The 12,801-nt window shown below is 45.1% G+C and carries 9 protein-coding genes; all 9 read left to right on the top strand.

The features are described 5' to 3' along the window. Window position 1: 1 nt before the first annotated feature. The 9 genes from BMX50_RS28035 (at window position 2) to BMX50_RS27995 (ending at window position 12,559) form a co-directional block, all read left to right on the top strand. The gene (locus tag BMX50_RS28035) at window positions 2-1,708 is read left to right on the top strand and encodes a ribulokinase (protein WP_091218477.1); all 1,707 of its coding nucleotides are present in this window, start codon (window positions 2-4) and stop codon (window positions 1,706-1,708) included. A 7-nt stretch (window positions 1,709-1,715) separates the two neighbouring features. Beyond that, on the top strand, window positions 1,716-2,414 hold the full coding sequence (locus BMX50_RS28030) for an L-ribulose-5-phosphate 4-epimerase (RefSeq protein WP_091218472.1): 699 nt from the start codon (window positions 1,716-1,718) through the stop codon (window positions 2,412-2,414). A gap of 6 nt (window positions 2,415-2,420) precedes the next feature. Then, entirely contained in the window at window positions 2,421-3,782 is a 1,362-nt protein-coding gene (locus BMX50_RS28025) for a glycoside hydrolase family 27 protein (protein WP_091218468.1), read from the top strand. 46 nt (window positions 3,783-3,828) lie between these two features. Then, on the top strand, window positions 3,829-5,322 hold the full coding sequence (gene araA, locus BMX50_RS28020) for an L-arabinose isomerase (protein WP_091218464.1): 1,494 nt from the start codon (window positions 3,829-3,831) through the stop codon (window positions 5,320-5,322). 490 nt (window positions 5,323-5,812) lie between these two features. Further along, window positions 5,813-7,513: a sodium:solute symporter family transporter gene (locus BMX50_RS28015; RefSeq protein ID WP_091218460.1), complete on the top strand. Its 1,701-nt coding sequence runs from the start codon at window positions 5,813-5,815 to the stop codon at window positions 7,511-7,513. A 17-nt stretch (window positions 7,514-7,530) separates the two neighbouring features. Continuing rightward, the gene (fsa, locus tag BMX50_RS28010) at window positions 7,531-8,190 is read left to right on the top strand and encodes a fructose-6-phosphate aldolase (RefSeq protein ID WP_090528887.1); all 660 of its coding nucleotides are present in this window, start codon (window positions 7,531-7,533) and stop codon (window positions 8,188-8,190) included. A 210-nt stretch (window positions 8,191-8,400) separates the two neighbouring features. Beyond that, the gene (locus BMX50_RS28005; protein ID WP_244281125.1) at window positions 8,401-9,573 is read left to right on the top strand and encodes an aldose epimerase family protein; all 1,173 of its coding nucleotides are present in this window, start codon (window positions 8,401-8,403) and stop codon (window positions 9,571-9,573) included. Window positions 9,574-9,580: 7 nt separating this feature from the next. After that, window positions 9,581-11,551, top strand: a complete 1,971-nt coding sequence (locus tag BMX50_RS28000) for an alpha-L-arabinofuranosidase C-terminal domain-containing protein (protein WP_091218452.1) — start codon at window positions 9,581-9,583, stop codon at window positions 11,549-11,551. Between the two features lie 3 nt (window positions 11,552-11,554). Then, a complete protein-coding gene (locus tag BMX50_RS27995; protein WP_208864820.1) occupies window positions 11,555-12,559 on the top strand; it encodes a family 43 glycosylhydrolase in 1,005 nt (334 codons plus the stop codon). The last annotated feature ends 242 nt before the right edge of the window (window positions 12,560-12,801 follow it).

Below are 12,801 nucleotides of genomic sequence, written 5' to 3'. Positions count from 1 at the left end.
TATGAGCAATAACCAATTAGTGATCGGGGTTGATTACGGGTCTGATTCCGTGCGCTCCGTGATAGTAAACGCCGCTAACGGAGAAGAAATAGCATCATCAGTATTTAATTATCCCCGCTGGCGCGATGGCAAGTATTGCGTACCTGCCGAAAATCAGTTCCGCCAACATCCGCAGGATTATATCGATGGATTAAAAGCCACCATTAAAGATTGTATAGCACAGGCCGGCGGTGAGGCCATCGCAAAAAATATAAAAGGTATTTCTGTTGATACTACCGGCTCAACCCCCGTTGCGGTTGATGCTACCGGTACCCCGCTTGCTTTAACTGCTGGTTTTGAAACTAACCCCAATGCCATGTTTGTATTGTGGAAAGATCATACTTCGGTTAAGGAAGCAGCGCAGATCAATGAGCATGCTACAAAATTTGATACCAATTATTTGAAATATGTTGGCGGTATCTACTCATCTGAGTGGTTTTGGGCCAAGTTACTGCATGTGCTAAGGGTTGATAAAAGTGTACGTGATGCCGCTGCCTCATGGGTGGAGCATTGCGACTGGATCCCCTTCCTGTTAACCGGCGGTAACGATGTTAAGGCTATTAAACGCGGCCGTTGCTCTGCAGGGCATAAAGCCCTTTGGGCCGAGGAATTTGACGGCCTGCCTCCTGAAGAATTTTTTGTTTCTCTTGATCCGCTACTGGCTGGTTTCAGGGATAAATTATATGAAGATACATACACTGCCGATGAAGCAGCCGGAAACCTCAGTGCGGAGTGGGCGGAGATATTGGGACTCTCAACAGATGTAGTTGTAGGTACCGGCGCTTTTGACGCGCACATGGGCGCGGTTGGCGGCCAGATTGAGCCTTACCACCTAAGCAAGGTAATGGGTACTTCAACTTGTGATATTTTGGTTGCTCCAACCTCAGAGATGGAAGGCAAACTGGTACGTGGCATTTGCGGACAGGTTAACGGTTCTGTTATCCCAGGTATGGCAGGTTTAGAAGCTGGCCAGTCGGCTTTTGGCGATACTTATGCCTGGTTTAAGAATATTTTGGCCTGGCCATTGAACAACCTGCTTTCACAATCGCAGGTAATTGACGCGGCTACTGCCGAAGCTTTGAAGGAAGAAATCTCTGAAATGATCATCCCTGAACTAAGCAGGCAGGCAGCATTGTTGCCAATTGAAGAAAGCAACGAGCTGGCTATCGATTGGTTTAACGGCCGCCGTACGCCGGATGCCAACCAGGAATTAAAAGGCGCTATCACCGGCCTGGGTTTAGGCAGCGATGCTCCAAGGGTATTCCGTGCATTGGCCGAGGCCACCTGCTTTGGTGCCAAAAGCATTGTCGATCGTTTTATCAGCGAAGGTATCCCGGTAAAAGGCATCATCGGTATTGGCGGTGTGGCTAAAAAATCATCTTTCGTGATGCAAATGATGGCCGATGTTTTGGGCATGCCTATCCGTATCCACCAGTTTAAACATACCTGTGCTTTGGGCGCGGCGATGTTTGCAGCGGTAGTTGCCGGCATTTACCCAACCATTGAAGAAGCTATGACCGCCATGGGCCGTGGTTTTGACGTAGTATACGAGCCAAACATTGCGCTGAAAGAAGTATATCAACAGCGCTATAATCAATACAGCACATTGGGCAGGTTTGTTGCCGCTGAGGTTGCCCTGAAAAATAATCCTGAACTGCAAAACGCATAATAACAAAATGAGTAAATATGATCATATAAGGCTTAGCGCCTATAATGCCAACATGCAGCTGCCTAAACTTGGCCTTGTGCTGTTTACTTTTGGCAACGTAAGCGCTGCCGACAGAGAATTGGGCGTATTCGCCATTAAACCAAGCGGCGTACCTTATGAAGACCTTTCGCCAGAGAAAATGGTGATTGTTGATTTTGACGGCAATACTGTTGAAGGTGACCTGCGCCCTTCAAGCGATACCAAAACACATGCCGTACTTTATAAACACTGGGATGGCATCAACGGTATTGTGCACACGCACTCTACCTACGGAACCGCCTGGGCACAGTCGCAACGTGATATCCCTATTTTCGGTACTACCCACGCCGATCATTTAACGGTTGATATCCCTTGCGCCCCTCCTATGAATGATGAAATGATCAAAGGCAACTACGAGTACCAAACCGGTTTCCAGATCATGGAATGTTTTGAAGAAAAGGGTCTGGATTATAAAGAGGTTGAAATGGTATTGGTGGGTAACCACGCACCATTTACCTGGGGTAAAACCGCCGAGAAAGCAGTTTATAACAGCGCCGTACTGGAAGCCGTTGCCCAGATGGCCTACCTTACCGAGCAAATTGACAGAAGCGCCCCCCGCTTAAAAGATGCACTGATCAAAAAACATTACGAGCGCAAACACGGACCTGACTCATATTACGGACAATAAAACCTGATGAAAAAAATAAACCTGTTTTTCCTGCTGCTTTGTTTTTTCGCCTGCACCCGGTTATCGGCGCAGGTAGCAGCTACACCGCCAATGGGCTGGAACAGTTATAACTGTTTTGGTTCGGCAGTACATGAAGATGAAGTAAAAGCCAATGCCGATTATATGGCAGAGCATTTGAAGCAATACGGCTGGGAGTATGTGGTGGTGGATTTTTTATGGTCGTACGATAATCCTCCGGGCAGTAATATCGGCAATCCATTTCAGTTACGTTTACAGGATGGCTCATACGTGCCATGGTTAACCATGGATAAATGGGGCCGTCTTACACCGCAACCCACCAAGTTTCCATCGGCTTTTGGTGGCAACGGCTTTAAACCGCTGAGCGATTATATCCACAGCAAAGGTTTAAAATTTGGTATCCACGTGATGCGCGGTATCCCGAGACAAGCCGTTTGGTCAAAATCGCCGGTAAAAGGCACCAATGGCATCACCGCCGATATGGTGGCCGATACCAACTCAAAATGCCCATGGATGAACCATATGTATGGTTTGGATATGAAGAAGCCCGGCGCACAGGAATACCTGAACTCGCTGCTGGAACTTTATGCCTCATGGGGAGTAGACTTTATTAAGGTGGATGATCTTTCGCGCCCATATAGCAATGCCGAGGTTGAAGGTTACCAGAAAGCCATTCAGCAATGCGGCAGACCGGTGGTATTGAGCCTTTCGCCGGGCGAAACCCCGGTTGCACAGGCTGCTCATGCTACCAAATATGCCAATATGTGGCGCATGGCTGATGACTTTTGGGATAACTGGAAAGAGATCCTGCACATGTTTGAATACGCTAAAAGCTGGGAAGGCGTTGGTGGCCCCGGTCACTGGCCCGATTGCGATATGATCCAGATTGGCAAGCTAAGCAAACGTGGTCCGGTAGGCCAGGAGCGTTATAGTCGCTTTACCCAGGATGAAGAAATTACACATATGACTTTTTGGAGTATTTTCCAGTCGCCGTTAATGCTTGGCGGCAACCTGCCCGAAAACCGCGATTTTGAGTTGAAGCTTTTTACCAATGATGAGGTAATTGCAGTAAATCAAAAAGGTGCGCATCCTAAGCAATTATATAAAAAAGATGGCGCCATGATCTGGTACTCGCAAATCCCCGGCAGTAAGGACATTTACGCAGCCTTTTTCAACATTGGCGATGATGACAAATCCGTATCCCTGAATTTCAAAGACCTGGGCCTGAAAGGTAAAGTAACAGTGCGCGATCTGTGGAAAAAACAGGATGTTGGCCAGTACAGCTCAGCCTATCAGCAAAAAATTAACAAACACGGTGCAGCGCTATTCAGGCTGTCGCCCAAAAACTAAACCAATTCACTAAATCACTAATTCGCAAAATCAATAATTAATTATAATGATCGATCTGAAAACATTTGAAGTATGGTTCATTACCGGGAGCCAGAATTTATACGGAGAAGAAACACTGAAAAAAGTTGCCGAGCACTCGCAGGAAATAGCTAAAGGAATTGACGGCGCAGCCAATATCCCCGTACGTGTGGTGTACAAGCCTGTTGTTAAATCAACCGAAGAAATTTACAACACTTTACAGCAAGCTAACGTTGCCGAAAACTGTATCGGTGTTATTGCCTGGATGCATACTTTTTCGCCTGCCAAAATGTGGATCAGGGGCTTAAGCATCCTTAAAAAACCGATGCTGCACCTGCACACCCAATACAACCGCGATATTCCATGGAGTTCGATAGATATGGATTTCATGAACCTGAACCAAAGCGCCCATGGCGACAGGGAGTTCGGTTTCATGGTATCACGTATGCGCATTAACCGCAAAGTAGTTGTTGGCCACTGGCAGGATAGCGAAGTATTGAAAGATATTGAAAGCTGGAGCCGCGCAGCAGCAGGTTGGTACGATTGGCAAGGCGCTAAATTTGTTCGTTTTGGCGATAACATGCGTTTTGTTGCGGTTACTGATGGCGATAAAGTTGAGGCTGAATTGAAATTCGGTTTCGCTGTAAATACTTATGGCATTGGTGATCTGGTTGCTGTAGTTGACAGCATCAGCGATGCCGAAGTTAAAGCCCTTACGGACGAGTATGAAGCTACTTATACCATGGCCGACGACCTTAAACAAGGTGGTGCAAGGTATCAATCAGTATATGACGCAGCTAAAATTGAACTTGGCTTGCGTAAGTTTTTACAGGATGGCGGTTACAAAGGTTTCAGCGATACTTTTGAAGACCTGCATGGCATGATCCAGTTACCGGGTATTGCCTCACAGCGTTTAATGGCCGATGGTTACGGTTTTGCCGGCGAAGGCGACTGGAAAACTGCTGCTTTAGTGCGTGCATTCAAAGTAATGGGCGCAGGCCTGCCGGGCGGTAACGCTTTCATGGAAGATTACACCTACCACTTTGATCCAAACAATGCATTAGTTTTAGGTTCACACATGCTTGAGGTAGATAGCAGCTTAGCTAATGGCAAAGCAGCATTAGAAGTACATGCCTTAGGTATTGGCGGCAAAGCCGATCCCGCACGTTTGGTATTTAACGTAGCCGGTGGCGCAGCATTGAACGCTTCTATCGTGGATATGGGCAATCGTTTCCGTTTAATTGTTAACGAGGTTGAAGCCATTGAGCCTATTGAAGATCTGCCGAAATTACCGGTTGCAAGGGTACTTTGGAAACCACTCCCTGATATGAAAACCGGTTGCGCAGCATGGATCTATGCCGGTGGTGCACACCACACTGCTTACAGCCAAAACCTGTCGGCCGAGCTGATCAATGATTTTGCTGATATGGCCGGTATTGAGTTTTTACGTATTGGTAAGGATACTAAGCTTGATCAGTTCAGAAACGAGATCAGGTGGAATGATGCAGCTTATAAGCTGTAACGAAGCAAAGGTCCTCAGGGTCCTCTACGAGAGACCCTGAGGGACATAAAAATAAAATATAGATAGCCGCCGCTCGGCCGGAGCCGAGCGGCGGTTGGTTAAATTAAAAATGTCATTGCGAGGAGCAGCGAAGGGATTGTGCAAACGGGGCGACGTGGCAATCTCGTAGCAATGCATAGCCACTTTACAGGGCTAATAGCATGACTACGAGATTGCCGCGCTACGCTCGCAATGACATGAATAAATTAACGAACACAACGCGTTAGGGATAGAAGCGGATACCGGCCAGGTGGTTAAGGCCTGTGCAGTATGAGCGGATAGCCCGGCCGCAGGAACGCCCCAATTAATATATTGATTAACAAAAACTAAAAAGATAACCCTGATTAAAACAGATACATAGCCTATTGATAATGGGTATTACGGCTATAACATTAACAGGAAGGATATAAACTAAACCACAAGCAAACTAAACTAAATTTTAAACCAAATAATGAACAAATTTTCCACTATCGATTACGTGATCTTCGTAATCTATTTTATTGTAGTTACGAGCTACGGGTACTGGGTATACAGCCGTAAAAAGGTCAAAGGCGTATCTGATAGTCACGACTTTTTCCTGGCCGAGGGTTCACTTACCTGGTGGGCTATCGGCGCTTCGCTGATTGCTTCAAACATATCGGCCGAGCAATTTATTGGTACCAGCGGCCAGGGTTTCCAGGTTGGTTTGGCCGTTGCGGCTTACGAATGGGTTGCCGCTATCGCGCTGATCATTGTAGCAGTGTGGTTTATACCGGTATACCTTAAAAACAAGATTTTCACCATGCCGCAGTTTCTGCATACGCGGTATAACGAAACGGTGAGTTTTATTATGGCCATTTTCTGGCTTTTATTATATGTGTTGGTTAACCTAACTTCTATACTTTACCTGGGTGCATTGGCCATTAATAACTTAATGGGCGGCGGATATCTGCACGAGATCATCATCGCCTTATCCATCTTCGCGCTGTTCATTACCCTTGGCGGTATGAAGGTTATCGGCTTTACCGATGTTATACAGGTATTGGTACTGGTTGTTGGCGGTTTGGCTACCACTTATATAGCGCTTACTTTGGTAAGCGAGCATTTTGGTTTGGGCAAAGATGCTATGGCCGGTTTAAATAAAATGATGAGCGATGCGCCTGATCACTTCAGAATGATGATGGCTAAACCTAAACCAGGTGCGCCTCAGGCTGAGATCAACAAATATCTTGCCCTTCCTGGTATTGCCATGTATTTTGCCGGTCAGTGGATTGTGAACCTTAACTACTGGGGCTGTAACCAATACATTACCCAAAGGGCTTTGGGCGCTAACCTGAAAACTGCACGTACCGGGATCCTTTTTGCCGGTTTAATGAAACTGGCTATGCCTGTTATTGTAGTTTTACCTGGTATTGCAGCTTACGTATTATACAAAAACGGTGGTTTGCAGCAGGAAATGGCATCAGGTGGTCACTTCAATTCAGATAATGCTTACTCTGCTATATTGGGCTTTTTGCCAACCGGCTTAAAAGGACTTTCGGTTGCGGCTTTAACGGCTGCTATCGTGGCTTCATTAGCAGGTAAGGCCAATAGTATCTCTACCATCTTTACACTTGATATCTACAAAAAACATATCAGTAAAGAAGCCAGCGAAAAGAGAATGGTTAACGTAGGCAGGCTTACTATTTTAGCTGCTTTGATCTTCTCTATCATGCTTACCTGGAAAGATTTATTAGGTATTGGTGGTGAAGGTGGCTTTACCTTTATCCAGAAATATACCGGCTTCATTAGCCCGGGGATCTTCGCCATTTTCATTTTAGGTTTCTTTTGGAAACGTACCACAGGAGCAGCAGCTATTGCGGGTATCTTAACAGGCTTCGGCATGTCGGTTCTGTTCAATAACTATGCACCAAAATTGTTTGGTAACGAGACCTTGCTTTATACAGCTTTCCCTAATGGTAAAGGCGGGTTTGAAATTCCGTTCCTGATTTGTATGGGGCTGTCGTTCATGTTTACCATTATAGTGATGGTGGCCATCAGCCTGGCTGGTCCAAAAGTTAATCCAAAAGCATTTGAAATTCCGCGCAATATGTTCAAGGTTGAAAAATCAACCATGGCATTAATTGTAGTTACGTTGATCCTGCTTACCATGCTTTATGCTAAATTCTGGTAGGTACAATAATTTATAAAATGAAGTTTTTTATTGACACAGCCAACCTGGCACAAATTAAAGAAGCCCATGACCTGGGTGTATTAGACGGCGTTACCACCAATCCATCGCTGATGGCTAAAGAAGGTATCACCGGGCACGAAAATATCATTAACCACTACAAAGCCATTTGTGAAATTACCGACGGCGACGTAAGCGCCGAGGTAATTTCAACCACTTTTGATGAGATGGTTGCCGAAGGAGAAGCACTGGCTGCCCTTCATGAGCGTATTGTGGTAAAATTGCCTATGATAAAAGATGGCGTAAAGGCTTTAAAATACTTTAAACAAAAAGGTATTAAAACCAATTGCACGCTGGTGTTTTCGGCAGGACAGGCTTTACTGGCCGCTAAGGCAGGCGCTACTTATGTATCGCCGTTTATTGGCAGGCTTGACGATATCTCGACAGATGGTTTGCAGCTGATTGAAGATATCCGTTTGATATACGATAACTATGGTTATGAAACGCAGATCCTGGCGGCTTCGGTACGCCATGCTATGCACATAGTTAATTGCGCTAAGTTAGGTGCCGATGTAATAACCGGTCCGCTGAGTGCTATTACCGCATTGCTAAAACATCCGCTTACAGATAACGGGCTTGCTCAGTTCCTGGCTGATCATGCTAAGGCTGCGGGTGTTTAGTTGAAGTATTTGATTTTTGAATAAGAAAGTCCCGCGCGAGGCGGGCTTTTTTTAATTAAATATTTTAAGTGTTTTTTTAACAATTATAAATTAATTTTTATACATTGGTCTCGCTGATTCCTAACCGTCAGTTAAACCAATTTATTTGTTCCGGAAATTATAATAGTTAAACAGCAATGCTTTAAAAAGGCAAGCTAACAACCTCAAATTATGAAGAATAACAAGAATTTATTAATGATGTTAAGCTGTTCGGCAGCGCTTTTTGCGGCTTGTAACGGTAATCCTAAAAAAACTGATTCAACCGTGAAAGATTCAACTTCGGTAACAACCCAGTCTATACCCGATTCGGCAAATTTTGAGGCCGATGTACAAGGGCAAAAAACAAAGCTTTTCACCCTTAAAAATAACAGTGGCGCTACTGTAGCCGTTACCAATTACGGTGGCAGGCTGGTAAGCTTATTGGTACCCGATAAAGACGGTAAAGCTACTGATGTTATTTTAGGTTACGACTCATTGAAAAGCTATCAGAAACCTAAAGAGCCATATTTTGGCGCAATCATCGGTCGTTATGGTAACCGTATTGCAAAAGGTAAATTCACGTTGGATGGCAAAGCTTATCAGCTGGATATCAATGATGGCGTAAATACCCTTCATGGCGGCTTTAACGGCTTTTACGGTAAGGTGTTCGCAGCTAAGCAACTGAGCGCATCACAACTGGAACTTACTTATGTTTCAAAAGATGGCGAAGGTGGCTACCCGGGCAATTTAACAGCAACAGTGGTTTATACTCTGGGCGATGATAACGCGCTTAAAATAGAATACAAAGCTACAACCGATAAAGCCACTATCGTTAACTTAACCAATCACGCATACTTTAACCTGAATGGTGCCGGTAATCCTACCATTACCGATAACGTATTGCAAATAAATGCCGACGCTTTTTTGCCTGTAGATACCACGCTTATCCCAACCGGCAAACTGCAGCCTGTTAAAGGTACTCCGTTTGATTTTACCACATCAAAAACCATTGGTAAAGATATTGATGTGGCCGATGAGCAATTGAAAAATGGTAAAGGTTATGACCATAACTTTGTTTTAAACAAGCATGACCTTACTACTCCTGTTGCTACCGTAAAAAGTACTGTAACAGGTATCACTTTAGAGGTATTTACTGAAGAGCCCGGACTGCAATTTTACTCAGGCAACTTTTTAACCGGCGAAACTAAAGACGGAAAAGGTGGCAAAGCTTATCCACACCGTTCGGCCTTTTGTTTGGAAACCCAGCATTTTCCTGATGCGCCAAATCAACCGGCGTTTGCTTCAACCGTGTTAAAGCCAGGACAAACCTACCATACGGTTACCATTTACAAATTCTCCAAATAAGTAAAGCATGTTAAAAAGGACTTTTTTAACGTTATGTGCGGCCGGTGCCTTTACCATGGCCCATGCACAAACGCAATATACCATAGCTGCTGATAATGTGAAAGCACACATTCAGCCTACCATGTATGGGATATTTTTTGAGGATATTAACCTTGCTGCCGATGGTGGTGTATATGCAGAACTGGTAAAAAACCGTTCGTTTGAGTTCAATATGCCTTTGATGGGATGGAAAGAGCAAAAAAAGGATGGAGGCGATGGCAGAACAGAAGTAATAAACCGTGCTGTTGAACGGCCGGAGAATGCGCATTTTATAAAGAGCTATATCACAACCGACGCCGGTTTCTACGGATTCTCGAATGAGGGTTTCCGCGGGGGAATGGGCGTTAAGGAAGGTGAGGAATACAGCTTTTCGGTAATAGCTAAACAGGAAGGCGATACTAACGTAAAGCTGAACATTGAGCTGCGTGGTGATAATGACGCTATCATAGGTAAAGCCGAACTTACACCAACTGATAAAGAATGGAACCGTTACAGCGTAAAATTTAAATCGGACGCTACAACGCCGAAAGCAAAATTATATGTTTGGATGAGCGGCAAGGGCGTCATTGATCTGGATATGATCTCCCTGTTTCCTGAGCATACCTGGAAAAACCGTCCGGGTGGTTTGCGTGCCGACCTGGTACAGCGACTGGCTGATCTTAAACCAGGTTTTCTGCGTTTTCCGGGTGGATGTATTGTTGAAGGCCGTGAGCTGAACAACCGTTATCAGTGGAAAAAAACCATAGGTCCGGTTGATAAACGTGAAAACATCATCAACCGCTGGAATACTGAATTTAAACATCGCCCGGCACCTGATTATTATCAAACCTTTGGTTTGGGTTTTATGGAATATTTCATGACAGCCGAGGATATTGGTGCTTCACCGCTGCCTATCTTGAATTGCGGTATGGCGTGCGAATTCAACACCGGCGAGCTGGTGCCTTTGGATAAGCTTGATCCTTATGTGCAGGATGCGCTCGACCTGATTGAGTTTGCCAATGGCGATGCCAGCACCAAATGGGGTAAGCTGCGTACAGATCTTGGTCACCCGGCGCCGTTTAATTTGAAAATGATAGGTGTGGGTAACGAGCAATGGGGCCCTCAATACATCGATCGCTGGAAAATTTTCACTAAGGCTATCAAAACTAAATACCCGAACATCAAGATCGTATCGGCCTTAGGCCCGTCGCCCGATGGTAAGGAATTTGACCTGTTAAATAAAACGTTCCGCAGTTTAGGTGCCGACATCCTGGATGAGCATTATTACGCGCCTGCAAAATGGTTCAGGGATAATGCCCGCCGTTATGATAACTATGATCGTAAAGGCCCTAAAATTTTCGCCGGTGAATATGCAGCGCAAAGCGTATCAACAGTAAATCCTGATAATAAAAACAATTGGGAGTGCGCGTTATCTGAGGCGGCCTTCATGACCGGTTTAGAGCGTAATGCCGACGTAGTGAATATGGCTTCGTACGCCCCGCTTTTTGCTCATGTGGAAGGCTGGCAATGGACTCCAAACCTCATTTGGTTTGATAACCTGAAAAGCTATGCCACGCCAAATTATTATGTACAACAATTGTTCTCTATCAATAAAGGCACTGATGTAGTACCGCTTACATTGAACAATGAAGCCGTAGCCGGGCAAAATGATAGCTATGCTACCGCCAGTTTGGACAAGAACACCAACGAACTGGTGATCAAGTTTGTGAATACAAGCACAACTGCACAAAATGTAAGCTTTAAAATTACCGGCTCAAAAGGCTATCAAAAAGAGGCTAAAGTTACAACGCTAAAGGCTGATAACAAGGACGCCGAAAATTCATTGACCGCGCCTACAGCAGTTAGCCCTGTTGAAAGTACGGTCGATATCTCCGGTAATACCCTGAAGCTGGCTGTTGAGCCATACTCATTCAAAATAGTAAGGCTTAAAAACAAATAACCGTTGAAAAAGCTCCTACTGATCATATCCTTATTGTTCCCGGGCATTATAAGCAATGCCCAGGAACTAAAGACTGATATATCGGTGCACGACCCGGTAATGACCCGGCAGGATAGTACGTATTACATTTTCTGTACGGGTAATGGTATTGCGATGTGGTCGTCAGATGATAGGGTACATTGGAAGGCTGAGAAACCGGTATTTGCCGCAGCGCCTCAATGGGCTGTTGATGCTATCCCGGGTTTTAAAGGACACATCTGGGCACCGGATATTTCGTTTTATAAAGGCGCTTACTACCTGTTTTACTCGGTATCGGCCTTTGGCAAAAATACTTCGGCCATTGGTGTGGCAACTAATACAACGCTGCATACCAATGATCTGGCCTATAAATGGGTTGATCATGGTAAAGTGATCCAATCCATCCCCGGCAAAACCAACTGGAATGCTATCGACCCTAATTTAATTACGGATAAAGATGGTACACCTTATCTGGTTTTCGGATCGTTTTGGGATGGCCTGAAATTGGCGAAGCTGAATAAAGACAGGCTAAGCGTTGCAGAGGATCTTGATAAGATCCCAACCATTGCTACCCGTAGAAAAGTCAGTTCTGAAAATCTTCCTGCTGTTGATGGCAACCCGGTTGATGCGGGCGGTAATGCCATTGAAGCCCCATTTATTTTTAAACATGATAAATATTTTTACCTCTTTGCCTCGATAGATTATTGCTGCAAAGGACCGAAGAGTACTTACAAAATGATCATCGGTCGCTCCCAAAATCTAAAGGGGCCGTACCTGGATAAGGACGGCATCGCCATGAACAAAGGCGGCGGCAGTATCCTGCTGGCCGGTGATGCTAACTGGTATGGTGTTGGCCATAATGGGGTAAGTACTTTTGATGGGGTTGATTATATCATCTTCCACGGCTATGATGCTGCGGATAGGGGGATTTCAAAATTGCGAGTTGAGAAACTGGATTGGGTTGATGGATGGCCGGTGGTAGGGAAGTAGATTTAATGAAGTGAATAAACTTATGTCATTGCGAGCGATAGTGTGGCAATCTCGTAGCTCACGCATGTCCGATCTGCATAGCTACGAGATTGCTTCGTCGTTCCTCCTCGCAATGACATGATTTTATTTCTGCAGGTTTAAGCGTCTGCGCTTGCCCCCATTTTCTTGTAAGCATCCTCGCTTACGCATCTGAAATAACTAATAACTTGAGCGTGGACGCTCATGTTTTGTATTATTCAAGC

The sequence above is a fragment of the Mucilaginibacter gossypiicola genome (genome assembly GCF_900110105.1).
GTDB lineage: Bacteria > Bacteroidota > Bacteroidia > Sphingobacteriales > Sphingobacteriaceae > Mucilaginibacter > Mucilaginibacter gossypiicola.
This window is presented reverse-complemented; position numbering and strand designations above follow the sequence as displayed.

What these genes read in the sequence shown, in the direction of transcription:
- araA (WP_091218464.1), top strand. Translation starts at nt 3,829, where the DNA reads ATGATCGATCTGAAAACATTTGAAGTATGGTTCATTACCGGGAGCCAG.
- BMX50_RS28030 (WP_091218472.1), top strand. Translation starts at nt 1,716, where the DNA reads ATGAGTAAATATGATCATATAAGGCTTAGCGCCTATAATGCCAACATG.
- fsa (WP_090528887.1), top strand. Translation starts at nt 7,531, where the DNA reads ATGAAGTTTTTTATTGACACAGCCAACCTGGCACAAATTAAAGAAGCC.
- BMX50_RS28005 (WP_244281125.1), top strand. Translation starts at nt 8,401, where the DNA reads ATGAAGAATAACAAGAATTTATTAATGATGTTAAGCTGTTCGGCAGCG.
- BMX50_RS28000 (WP_091218452.1), top strand. Translation starts at nt 9,581, where the DNA reads ATGTTAAAAAGGACTTTTTTAACGTTATGTGCGGCCGGTGCCTTTACC.
- BMX50_RS28025 (WP_091218468.1), top strand. Translation starts at nt 2,421, where the DNA reads ATGAAAAAAATAAACCTGTTTTTCCTGCTGCTTTGTTTTTTCGCCTGC.
- BMX50_RS28035 (WP_091218477.1), top strand. Translation starts at nt 2, where the DNA reads ATGAGCAATAACCAATTAGTGATCGGGGTTGATTACGGGTCTGATTCC.
- BMX50_RS28015 (WP_091218460.1), top strand. Translation starts at nt 5,813, where the DNA reads ATGAACAAATTTTCCACTATCGATTACGTGATCTTCGTAATCTATTTT.